A 20,699-nucleotide genomic window follows, 5' to 3' on the forward strand; every position below is an offset into this window, starting at 1 on the left:
TGCGGGGTTCATCCTGCAAGCGGAGAATGGCCTCACTGGCGGAGTTCTCTATCCTCTCCGCCATGGATATCGGGGCTTCGCCGAAGCCTAACGTCAGGAGATATCCATGAACATCAAACGCACCTCTGCTGCCGCTGCCGCCGCCGTAATGGTGGTGCTTTTTGCCGGCGCTGCCCCGGCATCGGCCGACATTGCCAACGCCAACGCCGCCTGCACCGGACTTGGCATCTCGGACCACGCCGTCATGGACGGCCCCGGCGCCGTTCCGGTCATCATCAACCGGATCAAGGGTGCTGCCGACCGCCTTGGTTTCGATAATTTGGGCCAAGTTGTAAGCCGGTTCTCGCAGGTCCATGCCGGCACGCACGTACCAGGTTGCGAGGTAGCCATTGAGGAAATCTTTGCAGCCGGACCATGATGCGGTAAATGCCGGGTGGCAAGGCAGAGGTGTTCGCTGACCCCGGTCGCCGGCAGTACAGCGACCGGGGCGCTTCAGGCCAGCGGCCCCTCGGCCCGCTCTAGTGCTCGCGCAGCAATCCATGAACTGCTCGGCCGGCAGTGCTTCCAGCTGTCTGTACTGCTTCCAGAGTCCGGGGTGGGCTCGTCTTATGCCTCACTTAGCGGTCTGGGACTCGCTACCGCGGTGATGCCTTTGTGCAGGGGAAGCGGCAGTAGCTCGTCTCGGAAAGTTCAACGGCGCGCTTCGATGCGATGCGGGAAGGGTCTTTGCAAGCGCTTGTGATGTCGACGGGTAAACGCCTAACATAGCTGCATGCTGGTTAGCGTTGAATCAGTTGCGGAACGGGCGGGCGTCTCCGTTTCTACAGTTTCCCGGGCGCTTCGCTCGGTTCCCGGAGTCTCGGCCGCAACCCGCAAGCGCGTGCAAAATGCCGCTGATGAACTGGGATACTCAGCCTCTCCGGCTGCGTCCCGCCTTGCCACCGGCCGGACCATGACTGTGGGCATCGTGGTACCGGTGCTCGCGAAATGGTTCTTCGGGAAAGTGATCGGCGAGGCTACGTCTGCGCTCCGGGAGGCCGGGTTCGATGTACTCCTCTATGAGCTCGCCACGGCCGAGCAGCGCCGGAGGTTCTTCAGTACCGTCCATCTGCATGGCCGCACGGATGGTGTCATCATCATGGCTTTGCAGCCAAGCCGGGAGGAACTGGAATCGCTCGCCTCCCAGGGGCAGGCGGTGGCTTTGCTTGGTGCCGAATCGCCGGGTGCCGGATCGGTGTCTGTGGACGACGTCGGGGCTGGCCGGTCCGCGGTGCGGCACCTGCTGAACCTCGGCCACCAGCGGATAGCCTTCATCGGTATCCGTGATGAGCCAGACAGCAACCTGGGCGGCGTTCCGCCCCTGCGGCGGCTCATGGGCTACCGGGAGGCTCTCGGCGAGGCCGGACTGGCCAGGGACGCCGTCCTCGAAGAGTTTGACGAGAACAGTGTTGCGGGAGGCGCCGCTGCCATGTCGCGGTTGCTCGTTGCGGAAGCAGCGCCCACCGCCGCATTCGTGGCCTCCGATGAGATGGCCTTCGGTGTCCTCAAAGTCCTCCGCCAAGCGGGCTTGAACGTCCCCGGGGACTTTTCCGTCCTGGGTTTTGACAACCACGAGCTTTGCGACGTCGTAGGCCTGACAACCATGGACCATAAGGTGGCCGAACAGGGCCAGGACGTCGCCAGGATCCTCCTGGAAACCATGGGCGGCACCCAACCCAAGACCCTCATCCGGCAGGCACGCCTCGTTGTCCGCGAAAGCACCGCCCCGCCCCGTGCCCTCCGTGCAATACGCACCGCCCCGGACCCTACGCATTCCGCCGGATCCCCCGGCGATCTCTGAAAGGAAACTTTATGCAATACCGCAAACTTGGCAAGAGCGGCATGTACGTCAGTGCCGTTGCGCTGGGCAACTGGGCCACCCACGGCGAAACCGTGGACCAGGACGTGGCCACCTCGTGCGTGCGCAAGGCCCTCGACCTGGGCATCACTACCTTCGATACGGCCGACGCCTACGCGGGCACCAAAGCCGAAACCATGCTCGGCGAGGCACTCAAAGGTGTCCGCCGCGAAGGCATCGAGGTCATGACCAAGGCGTTCTTCCCCACAGGCCCGGGCAAGAACGACCGCGGGCTTTCCCGCAAGCACGTCATGGAATCCATCAACGGCTCGCTGCGCCGCATGCAGATGGACTACGTGGACGTCTACCAGGCGCACCGCTATGACTACGAAACCCCCCTCGAAGAAACCATGGGCGCCTTTGCCGACATCGTCAGGGCCGGCAAGGCCCACTACATCGGCGTCTCCGAATGGACCGTGGAGGAGATCCGCAGCGGTGCCCGCCTGGCGGCGGAACTCGGCATCCAGCTCGTCGCCAGCCAGCCGCAGTACAACATGCTCTGGCGTGTCATCGAGCCTGAAATCGTGCCGGCCTGCGAGGAGCTCGGAATCACCCAGGTGTGCTGGTCGCCGCTGGCCCAAGGCGTTCTGAGCGGCAAGTATGGTGCGTCCGCCGCCCCGGCCGGCAGCCGTTTCAGTTCCGACGATGGCGGGGTGAAGACCGAACACAAATTTATGCAGCCCGCGGTCATCGATCGGGTTGAGAATCTCAGGCCGATCGCCGCGGAACTCGGCGTGCCGCTGGCCACCCTGGCCGTGGCCTGGGTCCTGGCAAATCCGAATGTCTCGGCAGCGATTGTTGGCGCCAGCCGGCCGGAACAGCTCGAAGACACGGTCAAAGCCGCCGATCTGGTGCTTAAGCCCGAAACGCTCGACATGATTGACGATGCCTTGGGTGATGTTGTGGAACGCGACCCGGCCAAGGTGGAGTCTTTCCCCGAGCGCGTCTAATGTCCGCGCCGTGTCAGGGGCCGCCGGGTGCCGCCGTCGTCCGTTACAGCTCCAGCCGGAACACCCACAGCAGCACGTCCTCGCCCGGCACGTACCAGTCCCGCTCCGGCGCCCGCCGGAAGTCCAGCGACTCATAGAGGCGGTGGGCGCGCTCCATGAACGTGGCGCTCGTAATGCTGATCGCCCTGATTGCGGGCAGCGACTGCGCGTGTTCAATGACCCTTCGGACTACAGCGCGACCAATCCCGCCGCCCTGAACCGCAGGATCAACGGCCAGCATCCGGAACTCCAGCTCCCCGTCGGCGGCGATCTCGCTGTACGGCTGGCCGGCGAACGTCAGCGTCACCGCCGCCACCACCCGCCCGGCAGCCTCCGCCACCCACACCTGAGCATGCTCGGCGCGGTGTTCCACGTCCTCCAGCACGCTCATGTACGGGTGGTCCGCGGCGAAGTGTCCAGCCCGCACGTAGGCCTCGCGGGTGATGCGCCGGACCTCGGGAAAGTCCGACGGCGCCGCCCGCCTGAAAGCGACGCTCACCGCGCACCGTCGGTTGCGGCGGTCCGCTCAACATAGTGGCCCAGCTGTGCCAAATCCGGCTGGGAGGAGGGATGGCCCACGGCGTCCGCTCCCACCGCGTTGGCCACGGCCAAGGCATGGGTGTAATCCAGCCCCTGTCGCAGGGACAAGACCAGGGCGGCACAGAACGCGTCGCCGGCGCCCACCGTGTTCGCCACGCTCACGGCAGAGGCCGGGGCTTCGGCCACCTTCCGCCCGTGTTCGAACATCGCGGAGCCGTCCTTGCCGTACGTCACGGCCACCAGCTTGGCCGCGGCGAGGGCGGGGATCAGGGCGTACTCGCTCTCGTTGACGATCACCAGGTCGCAGCGTTCCAGCAGCTCGGCCGGCAGGTCCATTGCCGGTGCGGCGTTCAGCACAAAGTACCCGGCGGACCGCCTGGCGGCCTCCAGTACCACGGGCAGGCCCACCTCCAGCTGGCACAGCACCGTCTCCTCGGGGCCGAACTCCACACCCTCCAGGGAGAGGCTGGAGTTGGCGCCCGGGCAGACGGCAATCTGGTTCTCGCCGTCGCGGTCCACCACAATCAGTGCCGTCCCGGTCGCATCCGGCAGGACGGCCACGTCAGAGGTGTCGACGCCGGCACCGGCCAGTGCGTCAAGCATCCGCTGCCCCTGGGCGTCGCTGCCCACGGCGCCGACCATGCGAGCGCCGCCGCCCAAGCGGGCAGCTGCTGCGGCCTGGTTGGCGCCCTTGCCGCCGGGCTGTTCGGAGAGCACCGCGCCGCCGATGGTTTCGCCGGCGGTGGGAAGCCTCTCGGCGGTGGCGATCAGGTCCAGGTTGATGCTGCCGACGACGGTGACGGCAGGAAGTCGATTGCTCATGGGGAGTCTCTCTCAAGGGGAAGCCGGAAGCGGCCGGATTAGGAAATAGTGTACGGCATGGTTGTACTTGTGCGTCATACATGGTTGTATAACAACTCGAATCGCCATTCCGGACGATCCAGCTCGAACAAAGGAGTTTGATGTGAACACCCCAACGTCGGTTGCCGCCTCCCCGCCGGTCAGCGCGGAACAGCCCGCCTTCGCCGGCCGCCGCGCCGCCCTGCTGATCTCCACCCTGCTGCTGGGCGTGCTGTCCTTCCAGCTCAACGCCAGCATGGTCACCCCCGCGCTGCCGCAGATCGCCGCCAGCTTCGGCCAGAGCGCCGACAGCGCCGCCCCCGTCCAGTCCATGTTCTTCCTCGCCGGCGCCATCGCCGGGCCCGTGATCGGCCGCTGGAGCGACTTCATCGGCCGCCGCGCCGCCCTGCTCCTGGTCCTCGGCATCATGGGCGCCGGCACCATCCTCTGCATCGCCGCCCCCACGCTGCCGCTGCTCGTCACCGGCCGGTTCCTGCAGGGCGTCTCCAGCGCCGTCTTCGCGCTCGCCTACATCGTCCTCAGCGAAAATCTGCAGGCGAAGGTCTTCGGCACCTCCGTGGGCATCATCGCCGCCATCAACGGCGGAGTGGGGGGCGTGGACGGCTACGTGGGCGGGCTCATGGCCGAGACCCTCGGCTACCGGTCCATCTTCGTCGTCGTGCTCGTCCTCACCGCCATCGCCGCGGCCTGCATCATCAAAATCGTCCCGGCCGGACGCCCCGCCGGAGTGCGCGGCGCCATGGACTGGTGGGGCGCCGGATCCCTCTCCGTGTTCCTTGTGTTCATCACCTACTTCGTCTCCGGCGGATCCGCCGCGGGCTGGACCGCGCCCAGCACCCTGGCACTGCTCGCCGCCACCATCGCGTCCTTCGCCGCCTTCTGGATCATCGAGAAACGGCGCACCAACCCTCTCATCGCAGTCCACCACCTGCGCTCTCGCCAGGTCTGGCCCGTCATCGCCACCACCGTCCTGACCCTCGCCGGCATCTTCGCCATCATCAACTTCACCGTGGTGCTCCTCAGCCAGGACGCCGGTGCCGGCTTCGGGCTGACCGCCTCCGTGTCCGCGCTGCTGTTCCTCACCCCGGCAGCCCTCATCGGCGTCTTCGCCGCACCCCTGGCCGGCTGGCTCGCCGACCGCCGCGGCTGGATCAAAACCCTCCGCGCCGGCACCGGACTCAGCCTGGCGTGCGCCATCGCCGCGGCCACGTTCTCCGACAACCAAGTGGCGGTGCTGATCGCCGTCGCCGCACTGGGCATCTTCTACAACGGGCTCTTCCTCACCGCCATCAACGGGCTCTCCGTGCTCCTGTCACCCAAGGAAGCCCCGGCTGCCCTGCCCGGCATCAACGGTGCCTCCTTCGGCATCGGGGCGAGCCTCGGCGTCGTCCTCGTGGCACCCTTCGCCGCCCAGGCCACCGCCGCCGGGTACACCACCGCCCTCTGGATCTCGGTGGCCATCACGGCCGCCGCGTTCATCGTCAGCCTCTTCGTCGCCGCCCCCAAGGGCGAGACGGTCTAACCCCCTTTACCGAAAGAGAACCACCGCCATGACCGACACCTTCCCGTTCTACCTCGACTGCGATACCGGGATCGACGACGCCCTCGCCCTGGCCTACCTGCTCGCCGCGCCCGCGGCCGACGTCGTGGGGATCGGGACCGTCAGCGGAAACGTCAGTGCCGCTGTCGGCGCCCGCAACACCCTGGACCTGCTCCAGCTCGCCGGCCACGCGCACATCCCCGTGGCACTTGGCGCCCACGATCCGCTCGCCGGCTCGTTCGGCGGCGGGGCGCCGTGGGTGCACGGGGAGAACGGGATCGGCGGGGTTTCCCTTACGACGGCGTCCGCCACATTGGAGTCCGAGAGTGCGGCCGAGATGCTGGTCCGGCTCGCCCATGAGTATCCGGGAACGCTGCGGGTGCTCGCCATCGGCCCGCTGACCAACATCGCCGAGGCGCTGCGCCTGGACCCCGAGCTGCCCCGGCTCGTGCAGTACATCACCATCATGGGCGGGGCGGCCCTGGCCCCCGGGAACATTAGCCCGGTGGCGGAAGCCAACATCTTCAACGACCCCGAGGCCGCCGCCCTGGTGCTGGCCGCCGACTGGGACGTGACCCTGGTGCCGCTGGACGTGACCATGGCCAACGTCCTGGAGGAAAGCCACCGGGAGGAACTGCTCGCCGCGGACCACCCGGTCCCGCATGCCCTCGGCGACATGCTGGGCTACTACTTCCGGTTCTACGAGGGCATCTTCGGCCGGCCCTGCTCCGCCATGCACGATCCGCTGGCGGCGGCGCTCGCGGTGGGCGGCATTAAGGCGACGGTGGCCCCGGTGGTGCATGCCGCCGTCGACACCTCTGCCGGGCCGGGCCGCGGGCAGACCGTCTGCGACATGCGCGGCTTCTACCTGGGCTACCCGGAGCAGCCCGGCGCCCGGTGCCGTGTGGTGCTCTCACTTGAACAGGACTTCGCACCGCACCTGGTGGAGACACTGCTTTCCTTCGCTGAAAGTACGACGGCGGCACTCGCCGCCGCGGTTCCGTCACCTGCGTGATTAGGTAGGGCGATTTGCCGCGCCGAACTATCCAGCCGGTCCGGGTTGGTGCAAGATAACCCCATGAAAAAAACAGTTATCGCCGGTTTCGCAGCGCTCATGATGGGGCTCGGCGCCTTCACCTTCGCAGGCCCACTCAACGCAGCGCCCGAGCCGTCGCACATTGCGGGACAGATCATGGTCAAGTTCCGTGACGATGCGGCGGCAGCCGGGGTACTGCGCCGCCATGGCCTCAGCGACGGCCCGGGGATTGGCAGTACCGGCGCCCACCTCATCGCAGTGCCGGCCGGTAAGGAACTCCAACTCATCGAGGCACTGAGCCGGAACCCGGCAGTTGAGTACGCCGAGCCGGACCAGGTGGTCACTGCTGCTAATGATCAGCCGAACGTCGACTATTTCCCGCGCCAGTACGCTTTGCAGAACACTGGTCAGGGATTTACCAGCACCACGGGAGGCGTAACTGTGGCCGGGGGTAAGCCCAACGCCGATGTGGACGCCGTCGAAGCGTGGGTTAAAACCGAAGGTCCGGACATCAGGGTGGCTGTGCTCGATACAGGAGTCACAAGTGGCCACGCCGACATCTCATCACAGGTTGTTGCACGCATTAACTACAGTGATGCGGCAACCGGCGAAGACAACTATGGCCACGGCACCCACGTCGCCGGTATCATTGCCGCCATCAAAGACACGGTTGGGGTCTCCGGTGTGTGCCCGGAGTGCGACATTCTGGACGGCAAAGTCCTGAACGACTCCGGGTCCGGCTCCACCTCGAGCATTGCCAACGGCATCGCTTGGGCCGTCAGCAATGGTGCCCAGGTCATCAACATGAGCCTGGGACAGCGCGTCTCTTCACGCACCCTCGAAATCGCCGTCAATAAGGCATGGACTGCGGGTGTCGTGATCGTTGCCGCAGCCGGGAATGCCGGTACCCAGGCCAAGATCTACCCTGGCGCCTACCCTAACGTCATTGCCGTCGCAGCAACCGACAACAACGGCGCAAAAGCCTCCTTCTCGACCTACGGCAAGTGGGTGGACGTCGCAGCGCCCGGTGTCAGCGTGTACTCGACCTTCCCGAACCACGAGTTCACCCTCGGCACCCAGAATAATCGCTCCCATGGTTACGACATCGCCAGCGGTACCTCGATGGCTTCACCCATCGTCGCCGGCGTTGCCGCGCTTGTCTGGAGCACTTCTGCTGGGACCGGAAACACCTCAGTCCGCGAAAAAGTCGAATCAACCGCCGACAAGATTCCCGGCACAGGAACCTACTGGGCACATGGCCGCGTGAACGCATGCGATGCGGTAGCTTGTGTCCGGTAGCTGACCCCTCCCCGAGTTTTTGTCCAGATAATGGCCTTTTGGCACGTTCCACGCCACCATATCTGCCCAAAAACTCCCGGACAGGACATGGGTCAGGACTGAAGGGACTGCATCACGGACAGGTGCCCGGCGCGGGCGGCGATGAGGCACTTGGCCAGATAGAAGGGCCGGTTCCCGTGCCTGACGTACTGCGTCAGCACGAGGACCGGATCCGGCGCCCGCAGGTCCAGCAGCTTCGCCCGGCTGGGCCCCACCTGGCTCAGGCTGATCTGGCACTCGCCGGGGCCGAGGACCTTACCGAAGCGGCTGTTCAGGGAGGCAAGCAGGGTGCTGCCGCCGTCGTCCTCTATATCCAGCGGCGCGGCGGCGGCGGAACCGCTGCGCACGCTCACCGGCAGGGCGGAGATGTTTTCCTGCAGGTGGGCGATGGCCTCGCCGTCGCGGATCAGGACGGACTCCCAGAGCCAGCAGTCGGCGCCGGGCCCGACGCCCACGCCGGGGGCGACGAATTCGGAGGCCGGCTGCCGCTCCCGCTGGATGCGTTTGATTTCAAGGTGCTGCCCGGGTCCGCCGAGGACTTCCTCGAAGGGGCGGATCCGCTCGATGCCGATGCGGGGGAGGGTGTCGGCGACGAAGCGCCCGACGCCCCGGCGGGCCCGGATGAGGCCGTCTTCCTCCAGCAGCATCAGCGCTTCGCGGACCACGGTGCGGCTGACCTTCATGTCCGCGCCGAGCTCCGTTTCCGTGGGGAGCATCGAGCCGGGCGTCAGCAGGCTGTTGCGGATGGCCTCGGCGATCCGGGAGTACACCGCAACCCGGAGCGGGGAGCCGGGCTGGGCCTCCACCGGCTGGGACAGGAACCTGGCGGCGTCCTCGTGCACGTTATGCCTCGCTTCGTAGGTGTGGGGATTCCCAGCCTACCGGTGTGACGCGTTTGTTGGACAAGTGCCCTGTTCAGTCCCACGGGTTAGGGGAGCGGCTGCCGTTCGCCGACGCTGACGGAACCACAGGGCGTGACGTACCCCGCCGTCGTGGTTCTATGCGACCCTGTTGGCCTGGCGAAGGAATTCTGGCGGGACGGGAACCACGGCGGCGGAACCCTGCCTCTATCTCACAAAGGCCAGCGGCCCGGGCCATGCCTTCGCGGCGCTGCTGGCGGCTGAAACGCCGGACCGGGTCCCACTAACGAGGCGTCCCCAAATAATCTCCAGCTCAGGCAAAGCTGACGCACTGCCGATGAGACAGATCGTACCGCCCCAGCAACAGCGAAACGCCCGGCCGGGCGTTTCGACAGGCTGGAATCTCCGTCACCTGGCCCCTCGAGGAGGCCGGGCATCGGGCGTGCGGTCTCAGAGGTAACTGCAGATCTGCGTGGGCTCGCAGGCGGCCGGGTCGGCGGCCGTTACGGTGCGGTGGTGCTCGGCCACGGCGATTCTGAGCGCGGTCAGTTCGGCGATCTGCCGGTCCAGGGTGCGCAGTTGGTGGGCCAGCTGCTCACGTACGTGGGCGCAGGGCGCGTGCCCGGCGTCGCGGATCCGCAGGATCTCGTCAATCTGGGCAAGGCTGAGGCCAGCTTCTTTACTGCGCCTGATGAATTCGAGCCTGCTGACCGTCTCGGCGGTGTACTCGCGGTATCCACTGACTGTACGGCCGACGTCGGGCAGGAGGCCGCGCTCTTCGTAGAACCGTAGGCTTTGGTGGTGGCACCCGCGGCGGCGGCCGCTTCTCCGATACGCATGGCTTCCCGCTTTCGGCTGATTCCACCGGCTTCTGACCTTCCACCATAGTGGAACGGTTGACTCCTCAGCTGATCTTCAGGTGGGAGCGGAGCTTGACCTTCCCCTATGGGGAAGGGTCAAGAGTGGGTCATTACAGTAACCGACGCAGCACCGACCCGATGCATCCCACCCCTCGGAGGCCCCCATGACTGAAACTGCCGAAAATGAGTACGACCTGGCTGTGATCGGTTCCGGCGGCGCGGCATTTGCTGCCGCGATACGGGCCAGCGGACTGGGCAAGCGCGTGGCCATGGTGGAACGCGGCACGGTCGGCGGGACGTGCGTGAACACCGGCTGCGTTCCCTCCAAGGCCCTGCTTGCCGCGGCAGAGGCCCGCCACACGGCCCTGGACGCGGGACGTTTCCCGGGCCTGCCCGCCGTGGACATGCCGGTGGACATGCCGGTGGACATGCCGGCACTGACGGCCGGAAAACAGGATTTGGTGGAGGGGATGCGCGCAGAAAAGTATCTGGACCTGATCGCGGACTACGGCTGGGATCTGCACCAGGGCCATGCCTCGTTCACCGGCAGCGCGGACGATCCGCTGCTGGACATCGCCCTTCCCGACGGGCAGCCGAAACGGATCCGCGCCGCCCACTACGTGGTGGCCACCGGATCCTCGCCGTGGGCACCGGCGGTGGACGGCCTCGAAGAAACGGGATACCTGACCTCAACCACGGCGATGGATCTCACCGAGGTCCCCGAGTCCCTGCTGGTGATCGGTGGAGGCTTCGTGGCCCTGGAACAGGCGCAGCTGTTCGCCCGGCTCGGCTCGAAGGTGACCATGCTGGTCCGCTCCCGGCTGGCCTCCACTGAGGAACCCGAAGCCGGACAGGCCCTGGCGGAGGTTTTCGCGGATGAAGGCATCCGGGTGGTCCGGCGTGCCGTACCGGAAAAGGTAGCGCGCGACGCCGGAGGTACGGTGAGCGTCACGGCCACCGTTGCGGGGGGCACCAGGGAGTTCAAAGGCACCCATCTGCTCGTGGCCACCGGCCGGCGCCCTGTCACGGCGGGTCTGCACCTGCCGGTTGTCGGCGTCGTACTTGGAGCGAACGGCGAGATCCCGGTTGATGACACACTGGCAACCGGCAATCCCCGCATCTGGGCTGCCGGGGACGTCACAGGCCACCGGGAGTTCGTCTACGTCGCCGCGGCGCACGGGGCCCTTGCCGTCGAGAACGCCTTCACCGCCGGCGCCCGGAAAATCGACTACCGGCATCTGCCTCGGGTCGCCTTCACCAGTCCCGCCCTGGCCGCGGTGGGCATGACCGACCGGCAGGCCAACCAGGCCGGAAGCGCGTGCGAGTGCAGGGTGCTGCCGCTGGAATACGTCCCGCGCGCCCTGGTCAACCGAGACACCCGCGGCTTCATCAAGATTGTCGCCGAGAAAGCGACCGGCAGGATCGTGGGAATCACGGCGGTGGCCAAGGAAGCAGGAGACCTGGCCGCTGCGGGCGTCTATATCCTGGAAGGCGGCCTGAGCGTGGACCACGTCGCCCACCTGTGGGCGCCGTACCTGACCATGGCAGAAGGCCTGAAAATTGCCGCGCAGACCTACACTACGGACGTCTCGCGGCTCTCCTGCTGCGCCTCGTAAACCACAAGGCCGTGAAGATGAAGGAGAACTCATGAACAGCGCCCCGTCAGTCATTGTTTTTGACGTTAACGAAACGCTTTCGGACATGTCACCGATGGGGGACCGCTTTGCCGAAGTCGGCGCCCCTGCCCAGTTGGCGAAACTCTGGTTCGCCACGCTGCTTCGCGACGGTTTCGCCCTCACTGCCGCCGGCGGCAACGGCGCCTTCGCCGAGATCGGTGCAGAGGCTCTGCGCGGGCTGCTCGCCAATGCGGGCATCGGCACGGACCTGGACACGGCGGTGGAACATGTCATGGCAGGAATGGCCGGACTCGGCCTGCACCCCGACGTTCCGGAAGGCGTCCGGGCACTGCGGACAGCGGGATACCGGCTGGTGACCCTGACCAACGGCTCCGCCCAGGTCGCGGAAAAACTCTTCGGCCCGGCAGGGATACGGGACCAGTTTGAACGGCTGCTTTCCGTGGAGGATGCCCGGGGATGGAAGCCTGCCCGGGCCGCCTACGACTACGCCGCCGGGGTCTGCGCGGTGGCTCCCGAGCAGATGCTGCTCGTGGCCGTGCACCCCTGGGACATCCACGGCGCAGCCCGGGCCGGCCTCGGCACTGCCTGGATCAACCGGACCGGCGGAAGCTACCCTGGCTATTTCACCGCACCCGATTACACCGTCGCTTCCCTGGAAGAACTCCCCGGAGAACTGAGCGCATCCGGAGCCTGAGCGGGGATTTATTGCTCAGACAGGCCCGCCTTACCCCGAAAGGGTGCGTGCGGACCGGCAGCCGCCGCAGCCGTTCGGCAGGCTCAACCGTGGGCGTTTCGAGGTCATGATGCCGGAAACGCCAAGGGCCCCGGCAGCAGCGGGAAGCTGCGGCCGGGGCCCTTGTCATGCGTGTGGGTTTGGGTTAGGCGTGTGCCTTGGTATGCCCCTTGGTGAGGATGAGGGCCAGGGCGATCATGCCGACGCCGAGGAGGAGGTGCAGGCCGTTGTCGAAGCCGTTCAGGGGTACGAAGTTGCCGGCTGATTCCTGGGGGACGATCAGTCCGTAGACGAACAGGACCAGGTAGATGATGCCGCCGTAGAGGAGGAAGGACTTGGCGCCGGTGGCGGTTTTGGCCAGGGCGATTCCTGCTGCGCCGAAGAGCAGGTGGACGATGTTGTGGAGTACCGAGACCTGGAAGAGGCCCAGCAGCATGGCTTCGGATTCGTGGCCGGCGAAGTGCAGCTGGTCGAAGTTGCCGGTGATGCCCGGGACGAAGCCTAGGATGCCGACCAGCAGGAACACTGCGCCGACAAGCATCGATGCCTTCTGGACGTTGGTGCGGGCTGTTGTGCCGGTGTGGGTGTGGGTAGCCATGATGATCTCCTGAGTGCATTTTTTGAATCAGCGGGTAGTGCTGACCTGCTGAACCAACGGGTTATACCTGCTGTTCGGGGCCGCATCGCAGTGTGGATGGCTTGTTGGGAAAACAATTTGATGTGAGGTCTCTCGCGGGGCTCAACCCGGTGGACTCCAGTAAATGACCCCCGTCCGGAAAGTTCCGGACGGGGGTCTTTGTCGCCGGGATGGACTTGGGCCGCTCAGCAGACGGCCAGCGGGCCATCGAACAGGACCGTTGCTGACCACGCGGCCGCGGCAGTGGCATCGGTATTTACAAACGACTTCTCAACGCCCGTCACGATTCCGGGGAATCCCGGGTGTCCGGCGACGGGATTGCCTCCGGGACAGCTGAATTTATCCTGGGGGTCCGCTGAAGGCTCGAACGCCAGCGCGCTCGGGGCAAACATGACTGATGAGGCGGCTACGATGACGCCGACGGCGAGCGCTTTGGTTCTCATTTGGGCTTCCACCCTTCCGGGGTGGGGGCCGGTCCCCTTGGTCGGGAACGGGTTAAACCCCCGTCCCTAAGCACGAGAGATTACTCCTGTCACCCGCCGCACTGCCAGCAGTCATAGCTGGCCAGTTTCAGGGCCTTGCTTTTGGACCTTGGCCGGTCCTTACTAATGGAAGGAACCGCCATCCGGAGGACATCTGCTACGGATGGCAACACCAGGTTCCTGCCGCACGGACTGGTTCCCTGTGTCGCAACGGGGAGCCGGCCAGCGGTTCCGCGCAGTGACTACGGGAGGAAAAACCGATGTTCGCTAGAGTCAGCACGTACAAGACCGGCCCCGAGACGGTCTCAGACACCCCTACGGAAGACATCGTCAGCAGGGTGCGTCAGATCCCCGGCTGCAAGGGAATCTACTACCTGAGCGGGAAAGAAATAGACAAGGCCATCTCCATCACGCTTTGGGATACCGAGGAAGCGATGACTGCCAGCCGGCAGGAAGCAAACAAGATCCGCAAGGAGAACAGCGAGGCGGAAAAAACGCAGATCGTTGCGGTGGAAGAATTCGAAGTCACCGTGAGCAGTCTCAGTGACTGATATCGAGCCGCTCCAGCGCCCAGTTCCAGCGGATCAGCTCCTGCTCCAGCCTGACCGCAATACCGTAGGCGTCGCTGCGGAGCCCGTCGTAGAGCGCCGACTCCTCGGCGGTCAACCGGGTCAACACAGCTTTCGACGGCGACGGCTCACTGCCCCAGGCATCGCGGTGGGCCAGCAGCGTGGCTTCGTCCATCAGCAGGCTCACCACGTGCGGGTGGACCGCGCGGAGCTGGTCGAGGATCCGGAACCCGTGGGTGTCCAGGTCGCCCCAGTAGAGGACCTCGCAGTTCCGCAGCCACCCGGCATCCCGCAGCGATGAGAACCCATAACCGCCCCCATAGACGGCCAGCGCGTCCGGGCGCTCCGGGACGGCCAGGAAGTTGACCAGGTTCTCGGTGATCATCACTGTGCTGATGGGCAGCTGCAGGGTGCTGAACGCCTCCGCGGTGACGGTCAGGTCCCGCGCCTGGCCAAGCAGCTGCATGCCGGGATCCAGAAGGCGGAACCGGACCAGCTCGGGCGGATGCAGGAAGCCGTGCGCCGCAGCGAAGCGCGCCGCCGGCGTCCGGGCCGGGGTCAAGCCGAGCAGCGAACCGGGCGCGGCCGGGGTCTCAGCCAGGCCCCCGTCCTCCTCGGCATCTGAAACATCAACAACGTCCGCCCGCAGCTCCGATGCCAGCTCGCCAACAACAGCCCGGTGGTTCTCGATGAACTTGGTGTGCACGCCGGGCAGGCTCAGCTGCCGGACGTAGAACCCCGGCTCGGGGTGGTCCCGCAGCCAGAGCGCCACCCGGGCAGCCGTCAGCACATCAGCCCCGAGCTCCAAAAGCTTCAACGGCCGCTTCAGCGCCCACCCGCGGAACGCAGGATCCAGTGCTGACAACCCGCCGGCAAGCTCCACAAACCGGGCGGCGTCCTTCATCCTGCCTGTAAAAGCAATCTCGGCCTCCGCAGACGCGAACACCGCCGCGGCGGGCAGCTGGTTGGCCCCCACCGTGGTGCGGCCCACCTCCGCGGTTTCCAGGCTGAACGGACCCACTGCGGCGAACAACTCAGCCGCCCACGCACTCGCCGCAGCGTAGTCACTCCGGAGGGTCGCCGCCGTCGGACGCTTCAACGGACGACGGCGGGGGTACAGTCCGCCCGGTTCCAGCACCTCGCGCAGCAGCGCCCCGCTGCCCCAGGCCTTCAGCGACTGCGCCCGCAGGTCTGCCAGCGTGGTCCAGCCGAGACCGCGTGCGTCAGCCGGCACGCCGGTCCCGCTCGTCCCGGTATTCCTGGATGGTCATGTTCCGCAGCTGCGAATCGTCGCCGTTGGTGTTGGCCACGAACCCCACATGGGAGACAAAGGGTTCGATCACATGGATCTTCTGCAGGGGAGTGACGATCAGCAGCTGCAGCTTCATCCGCTGGAACAGCTCCAGCCCGTACCGGGCCGACTCGTCGGAGCCGCGGCCGAACGCCTCATCGATGACCACGAACCGGAAGCTGCGCCCGCTGCCGGCGTTTTTGCCGGCGCCCTTGCCGGACGCCAGCCCGAACTGAAAGGCCAGGGCGGCCGCGAGGATGGTGTAGGCGAGCTTCTCCTTCTGGCCGCCGGACTTGCCGCCCGAATCCGTGAAGTGCTCAAACTCCTCGCCGGTTTCGGTCCACTTCTCCGAGGCGGAAAACGTGAACCAGTTCCGGACATCCGTGACCTTGGCGGTCCAGCGCTCGTCGAGGGTGGTGTAGCCGTCCCGGCCCCGGAACCGCTCGATCAGGCGCGCCACCTGAAGGTACTTCTGCTCCGAGTACTGGTCATCGTCGCCGATGGTGCCCTCCGAACAGGCCCGCAGGTCCATCCCGAACTGCCGCACGTCCAGGTCGGTGCTGTTCTGGTGCTCCAGCTGGATGTGCCGGCCGGCGTTGTACTCAATCCCGGCCAAGGACAGGTTGATTTCGCCGATCCGGTTCACGATGTCCTGCCGGCGGCTGTCCAGGAACGCGTTGAACGCCACCACCTCATGGATGGTGTTCTGGTTCAGGGACTCCTTGAAATGCGCCTCGAAGCGCGGCAGATCGTTGCTGACCAGCTGCTCCAGCAGCTTGCCGAACTCGCCGGCGGACTCCAGGGCGGCGTCAATCTCCGTGGTCTCGTTCGGGTACTTGTTCCGGAACTCGGCCATCAGCCGGACAGTCTTCTCGGCGGCCCGGGCGATCTGCTTGGACAGCGCGTCGATGGTGTCGGTCAGCCCATTCCGGACCGCACTTTCCACGGTGCCGGTGTTCTTGTAGGTGAGCGGCTTGCCGGCGAGTGCCCCGGCGGCGAGCCTTGCGACGGCGGCCAGCACGCCGACGTCGTCCGTCAACGGGGTCTCGTTCAGGACGCTGCGGCAGTCCTCGATCGCCTCGACGATGTCCTTGGCCGCGCCCTCGTTGGAGCCGATCCGGCGCTGGACGTCATCGGCCCGCACCTGCAGGCGTTCCAGTTTTCCGGTGAGCTCGGCTTCCTTCGCCGTCAGCTGCCGCAGCACGTCGCTGGTGGACTCCAGCTGGGCCTTTTCTGCCTTGAGCTCCTCGATGCGGCGTGCGGTGAGCTGCCAGCTGAGCTCGGCGAAGTCCGAGACCGCCCCGATGATGCCCAGCTGCTGGTTCTGCCGGCCGATGGCGCCCAGCGAATCGTTGACCCGGGACAGCTGGCCAGCCACCACGCTGAGCTGGCCCTGGACCTCGTCCTGTTCGGCGCGGAAACGGCTGATCTTGTCCAGGTTGTCCCAGCCCAGGACATAGTTCCGGCGGTCAGACAGGTCCTGCCGGTCATCCTTCTCGTGCCGGCCGCGGCCGCCCTTGAGCTGGCCGTTGGCGGTGAGGGCCTTGGAGCGACGGCGGAAGTCCTCCAGCGTGTCGCAGCAGAAATAGTCGAAGCGGCTGCTGAGCTCATCCAGCAGGAAATTGCGGAACGGAGTCCCCTGCTTGATGGCGATCTTCGCCCCCAGCGTGCCCGCCTCGGCCGGCTTCGGAGCGTACGATTCGCCGATCTTCAGGTACACCAGCCGGCCGCGCAGGTTGTTGCCGTCCACCCAGCCGCTCACCGCAGCGTAGTGCTCCGACGGCACCAGCAGCGACAGCGCAAAGCCGCGCAGGGTGCGTTCGGCGGCGCCTTCCCAGGCCGCCTCGCCGTCGCGGACACGCAGCAGCTCGCCGGCGTACGGCAGGTCAGATTCCTGGATGCCGGTCCCGTCGCAGAGCCGACGGCGGAGCTCCACCTGGGGGCGCGGCAGCAGGTTGGGGCGCGCCTGCAGGCTGGTCAGCTCCGCGGCGATGTCGGTGGCGCGGCCGGTGAGCACCGTGCGCGTCATGGTCAGTTCGGTGCGGCTATCCTGCACGTCGTTGGCTGTGGCGGCGAGTTCCTTTTCGACGTCGGCCAGCCGGGCCCGGTTGGCGTCGAACTGGACGCGGTCGGCCGGGGCCTGAAGACCGAGCTCCGCGGCAGCTTCGGCGTACTTTTCGAAGCGCACCCGCTGGGACCGGGACTCTTCGCCCAGCCGTGCGGCCTCGGCCTCGATGGCGGCCAGCCGGCCGCCGCCGTTGCTGCGGATGTCTTCCTTGACGGCGGCCAGGTCGAGGCGGAGCTGGGTGATTTCGGTGGCCAGCTTGCCGCTGTCCTCCTGCAGCCGCAGGCCGGTATTCTGCAGTTCCGTCTGGTGCTCGATGCTCAGCTGCAGCTTCCGGTCCGTGAACCACGGGTGCAGCTGGTCCCGCTGTTGGCGGGCGAATTCATCGTCCCGGCTCAGGGCGGTGTGCTGGGCCGCGCCCTCGGTGATGGGGGTGAGCAGGGCGATCTGGTCCTTGGCGCGGAGGACGGCGTCGTGGGCTTTTTTCAGGTCGTCGAAGTGGTGGATGAGGTTGCCGATCCGGGCTTCGACGTCGTCTTCCTCGAGCATGTTGGTGCGCACGAAGTTGGTGATGTTCTCCACCTGCTTCATGGACACCGTGCGGTGGAACAGCTCCATGGCCTGATTGCCGCTGATGCCGAACTGCCGCTTGAACGCCGCCGCGTAGGGCTCGAAGGTTTCATGGATGGACGCCCCCGCGGCCCGGAGCTGCTTCTTCAGCTTCGCGGGGTCCTGGCCGAAGTTGGCGAAGTCCCCGGCGATGGACTGCTCGCCCTCCACCAGCGAGTAGAAGCGGTTCGGCTGGCCGGCCTCCTGGGTGGCCCAGAGCGTGATGGCCAGGCTGATTGACTTGCCCAGGACGGCGTTGTGGAACACGCCCAGGACCACTGTCAGCTTGCCGGTGCCGCGCAGCGCTACAGGCTTGGAGTATTCACCGCCTGCGCTCCGGGTGCTCTTATGGAAACCCCTCACGTACGACATCAGCGTGCGTTCCTTCTTCTGTGCACCCGCCGCCTTGTTGTACTCGATCCTGTTGGCCGGCAGCAGCAAGGTGGTGATCGCATCCACCACTGTCGACTTCCCGGAGCCGATGTCGCCGGTCAGCAGGCTGTTCGAACCGTCAAGCCGGAACGTCCGCACCTCCTGATGGAAGGTGCCCCAGTTGAGCAGCTCCAGACGGTGCAGCCGGAAGCCCGGGGGAGTGCCGGCGTCGTCCGCTTTTTCATCCAGGCTGAACAGCATCTCCTGCTGGTCAGCCTCAGCATTAGTGGCGGTGGCCGTCTCGGTGGTCATGTGCGGTCCTCTTCCTTGGGGCCGGTGGCGGTGGCTCCGGTGAGCGAAGCGCGGTAATCGGCCAGCCGCGCGTCGAATTCCTCCAGCCACTGGGCATCCACGTATGCCTTCAGGATCCGGGCCACCTCGTACGTGCCCGACTGGCCGCGCAGTTTCCGCAGGAAGCCCAGCTCCACCACCTTCTTGATGTTGGTGCCGAGCTGGTCCAGGATCCGAGCCTCGTTGCTGGATTCGGGCAGGAAGACGGCCACCATGTCCGCGATGTCCTGCTCGGTCATGATCAGGCGCAGTTCGCTGCTGTTCGTGTCGAATTCGAGCATCCGGCCGCGGAGCAGCGCCAGGAGGAGGCTGACGTTGAAGGTGAGCGGGCGGCGTGGGATGAGCCGCGGAAGTGTGCCGTCCGGATCCTCGCGCGATTTCAGGAACGCGTAGCCCTCGGACTCGTCCAGGATCAGGTCAAGGCCAAGCACAGCCACGTAGTCGCGGACGTGGGAGGACAGTCCCAGCAGCGACTGCCAGATCTTCTCGTCGGACTCGGCGTACACCACGCCTTTGAAGAGCCTGGTGACGACGCCGGGAAGTTCCTCGGGCGTGTGTGTTTCAGGTGCGTCTGTGGTGGTCATGCTGGCCTCACGAAGATGATCTGTTCGACGGTGGCTTCCCGGATGCTGCCGTCCGGGAGCTGCCAGGACAACTGCTGTGACTCGTCCGGGTTGATGGAGGCCCAGTCCGATTCGGTGGCGAGCTGGTAGTAGGCAACGATTTCGGCCAGTCCCTGCGAGAGGGGATGCGCCGCCGCCACCTCGCCAAGGGTGGCCTGCTCAGCGCCGGCAAGGACATCGTCGATATTGGACTTCAGGCGTTCCGTGTCCACGTGGAACTGGCGGAAGAGGGCGCCGGCGTCCACTTCCGTGTCGTTTGCCGCCACCACGACGTCGTCCACCATGATCCGCCGGCTCGGCTCATACAGCGGCCGTTCGAAGGGGAGCACGACGTCCACGGACTGCGTCGCGATCTCCAAAAAGACGCCCGACGGCGGCACCTCCCGGGTGCCCAGTGCGCCGGATTCGATGCTCCTGACGAGCTGCATGATGCGCTTGTTCTCCAGGAACACCTTGTCGTCCAGGAGCCGGCGCATCTGCTGTGAGAGCTGGCGGACTGTGGCCTGGGTCTGCTCGACGGCGGGCAGCCAGTCCTGGTGCAGGTTGGTCACGGCGTGCAGGTTGTCCAGTTTGGCGAGGGCGTCGATCTGGGTGGCCCGCTGCAGCAGGTCCCGCAGTTCGGTGCGCAGCTGCGGGGACATCAGGTAGTCCCAGAAGCCCTGGAACGTGCGGCCCTGGAGGGAGCCGCTGATGTCCTGCTGGTTGGCGAAGATGGAGGCCAGCAGCTCGCCCTGGGTGCCGTCCCACGTGGCGATCTGTTCGCGGACCTGCCGGTCCAGCTTGCGGAAATTCTGCTCCACCTCCCGGAAATCGGAGAGCAGGTCCTTGGCCAGGGTGGTCAGCTGCTGGAAGTGGTCCAGGGCTTCCGGAGCCGTCATCACGCGGATGTTGCCGTCCTTGATCCGCTGCATCTCGGCGTCGATTCCGTCCCGCTGGCGCTGGAGCTCGGCGAGCCTGACCTCCGGATCGGTTTCGGACTGCTGGACCAGGGCTTTAAGCACGGCGAAGATGCTGGTCAGCCTGGACTGGGTGGCCACGAAGTCCCGCCCGCTCAGGCTCTCCACCCAGCGGACCACGTCCTCGGCGGCGGCGGTGAGATCGTAGCGGGGCTCGTCATGGCCGGGCACGTAATACTTTCTCAGCCACGCGCGTTCCGGGGCGGCCCACTCGTCCAGGTACTCACCGGCCGGGCGGGGGAACCTGTCCTCGCCAAAGACTTCACGGAGGCCGAACAGGACATCGTCGAGGTGGTCAATGAGTTGCTGCCGGCCGATGTCCCGTTGGTTGGGCCCGGTGAAGGCCTTGATGAAGAAGCTGACGGCCAGCGGGGCGTTCTGTGCGCGGAGCAGGGACCACCCTGCGTGGTTCTCACGCAGTGCGTTGATGGCGTAGAAATCCATGGCGTCCTC

The 20,699-nt window shown here is 66.2% G+C and carries 18 protein-coding genes and 1 pseudogene; 9 read left to right on the forward strand and 10 right to left on the reverse strand.

Annotation, left to right across the window (positions count from 1 at the left end; translation table 11 throughout):
• Positions 1-106 precede the first annotated feature (106 nt).
• From ACVWY0_RS18195 to ACVWY0_RS18205, 3 genes are all read left to right on the forward strand, one after another.
• Positions 107-418 (forward strand): hypothetical protein, encoded by a 312-nt coding sequence (locus tag ACVWY0_RS18195; RefSeq protein WP_485837914.1) that lies wholly within the window; start codon positions 107-109, stop codon positions 416-418.
• Positions 419-772: 354 nt separating this feature from the next.
• Positions 773-1,840 carry a LacI family DNA-binding transcriptional regulator gene (locus tag ACVWY0_RS18200; RefSeq protein WP_485837915.1) on the forward strand — a complete coding sequence of 356 codons (1,068 nt, stop codon included), beginning with the start codon at positions 773-775 and terminating at the stop codon, positions 1,838-1,840.
• 11 nt (positions 1,841-1,851) lie between these two features.
• Positions 1,852-2,847, forward strand: coding sequence for an aldo/keto reductase family protein (locus tag ACVWY0_RS18205; RefSeq protein WP_485837916.1), 996 nt, complete (start codon positions 1,852-1,854; stop codon positions 2,845-2,847).
• Positions 2,848-2,890: 43 nt separating this feature from the next.
• Here the strand turns inward: ACVWY0_RS18205 and ACVWY0_RS18210 are convergent, their stop codons facing one another.
• Both ACVWY0_RS18210 and ACVWY0_RS18215 read right to left on the reverse strand, forming a co-directional pair.
• Positions 2,891-3,385 (reverse strand): GNAT family N-acetyltransferase, encoded by a 495-nt coding sequence (locus ACVWY0_RS18210; protein WP_485837917.1) that lies wholly within the window; start codon positions 3,383-3,385, stop codon positions 2,891-2,893.
• Positions 3,382-4,248 (reverse strand): PfkB family carbohydrate kinase, encoded by an 867-nt coding sequence (locus tag ACVWY0_RS18215; protein WP_485837918.1) that lies wholly within the window; start codon positions 4,246-4,248, stop codon positions 3,382-3,384. Before ACVWY0_RS18215 ends, ACVWY0_RS18210 begins: the two co-directional genes overlap by 4 nt.
• A gap of 142 nt (positions 4,249-4,390) precedes the next feature.
• Between ACVWY0_RS18215 and ACVWY0_RS18220 the strand changes: the two genes are divergently transcribed.
• From ACVWY0_RS18220 to ACVWY0_RS18230, 3 genes are all read left to right on the forward strand, one after another.
• Positions 4,391-5,809 carry an MFS transporter gene (locus ACVWY0_RS18220; RefSeq protein ID WP_485837919.1) on the forward strand — a complete coding sequence of 473 codons (1,419 nt, stop codon included), beginning with the start codon at positions 4,391-4,393 and terminating at the stop codon, positions 5,807-5,809.
• Positions 5,810-5,837: 28 nt separating this feature from the next.
• Complete coding sequence (locus ACVWY0_RS18225; protein WP_485837920.1) at positions 5,838-6,842, forward strand: nucleoside hydrolase; 1,005 nt, start codon at positions 5,838-5,840, stop codon at positions 6,840-6,842.
• A gap of 63 nt (positions 6,843-6,905) precedes the next feature.
• The gene (locus ACVWY0_RS18230) at positions 6,906-8,162 is read left to right on the forward strand and encodes a S8 family serine peptidase (protein ID WP_485837921.1); all 1,257 of its coding nucleotides are present in this window, start codon (positions 6,906-6,908) and stop codon (positions 8,160-8,162) included.
• A 92-nt stretch (positions 8,163-8,254) separates the two neighbouring features.
• On the opposite strand, the gene ACVWY0_RS18235 is transcribed toward ACVWY0_RS18230, so the two are convergent.
• Complete coding sequence (locus ACVWY0_RS18235; protein ID WP_485837922.1) at positions 8,255-9,043, reverse strand: GntR family transcriptional regulator; 789 nt, start codon at positions 9,041-9,043, stop codon at positions 8,255-8,257.
• A gap of 468 nt (positions 9,044-9,511) precedes the next feature.
• Positions 9,512-9,900 (reverse strand): annotated as a pseudogene (locus ACVWY0_RS18240) (MerR family transcriptional regulator).
• 185 nt (positions 9,901-10,085) lie between these two features.
• Between ACVWY0_RS18240 and merA the strand changes: the two are divergent.
• Positions 10,086-11,537 (forward strand): mercury(II) reductase, encoded by a 1,452-nt coding sequence (gene merA / locus ACVWY0_RS18245; RefSeq protein WP_485837923.1) that lies wholly within the window; start codon positions 10,086-10,088, stop codon positions 11,535-11,537.
• Between the two features lie 31 nt (positions 11,538-11,568).
• The gene (locus ACVWY0_RS18250; RefSeq protein ID WP_485837924.1) at positions 11,569-12,252 is read left to right on the forward strand and encodes a haloacid dehalogenase type II; all 684 of its coding nucleotides are present in this window, start codon (positions 11,569-11,571) and stop codon (positions 12,250-12,252) included.
• 184 nt (positions 12,253-12,436) lie between these two features.
• Here ACVWY0_RS18250 and ACVWY0_RS18255 read toward each other — a convergent pair whose 3' ends face one another.
• A complete protein-coding gene (locus ACVWY0_RS18255) occupies positions 12,437-12,889 on the reverse strand; it encodes a DUF4383 domain-containing protein (protein WP_252607757.1) in 453 nt (150 codons plus the stop codon).
• A 224-nt stretch (positions 12,890-13,113) separates the two neighbouring features.
• A complete protein-coding gene (locus ACVWY0_RS18260; RefSeq protein ID WP_252607758.1) occupies positions 13,114-13,371 on the reverse strand; it encodes a hypothetical protein in 258 nt (85 codons plus the stop codon).
• A 299-nt stretch (positions 13,372-13,670) separates the two neighbouring features.
• Between ACVWY0_RS18260 and ACVWY0_RS18265 the strand changes: the two genes are divergently transcribed.
• A complete protein-coding gene (locus ACVWY0_RS18265; protein ID WP_252601264.1) occupies positions 13,671-13,961 on the forward strand; it encodes a hypothetical protein in 291 nt (96 codons plus the stop codon).
• Here ACVWY0_RS18265 and ACVWY0_RS18270 read toward each other — a convergent pair.
• From ACVWY0_RS18270 to ACVWY0_RS18285, 4 genes are read right to left on the reverse strand one after another with little or no spacing between them, the layout of a single operon-like run.
• Entirely contained in the window at positions 13,951-15,213 is a 1,263-nt protein-coding gene (locus tag ACVWY0_RS18270) for a Wadjet anti-phage system protein JetD domain-containing protein (protein WP_485837925.1), read from the reverse strand. The genes ACVWY0_RS18265 and ACVWY0_RS18270 overlap by 11 nt on opposite strands.
• Positions 15,203-18,628, reverse strand: coding sequence for an ATP-binding protein (locus ACVWY0_RS18275; RefSeq protein WP_485837926.1), 3,426 nt, complete (start codon positions 18,626-18,628; stop codon positions 15,203-15,205). Before ACVWY0_RS18275 ends, ACVWY0_RS18270 begins: the two co-directional genes overlap by 11 nt.
• Entirely contained in the window at positions 18,625-19,251 is a 627-nt protein-coding gene (locus ACVWY0_RS18280) for a DUF4194 domain-containing protein (protein ID WP_485837927.1), read from the reverse strand. Before ACVWY0_RS18280 ends, ACVWY0_RS18275 begins: the two co-directional genes overlap by 4 nt.
• Entirely contained in the window at positions 19,248-20,690 is a 1,443-nt protein-coding gene (locus tag ACVWY0_RS18285; protein ID WP_485837928.1) for a DUF3375 domain-containing protein, read from the reverse strand. Before ACVWY0_RS18285 ends, ACVWY0_RS18280 begins: the two co-directional genes overlap by 4 nt.
• Between the last annotated feature and the right edge of the window lie 9 nt (positions 20,691-20,699).

The organism is Arthrobacter sp. UYNi723, assembly GCF_054057635.1.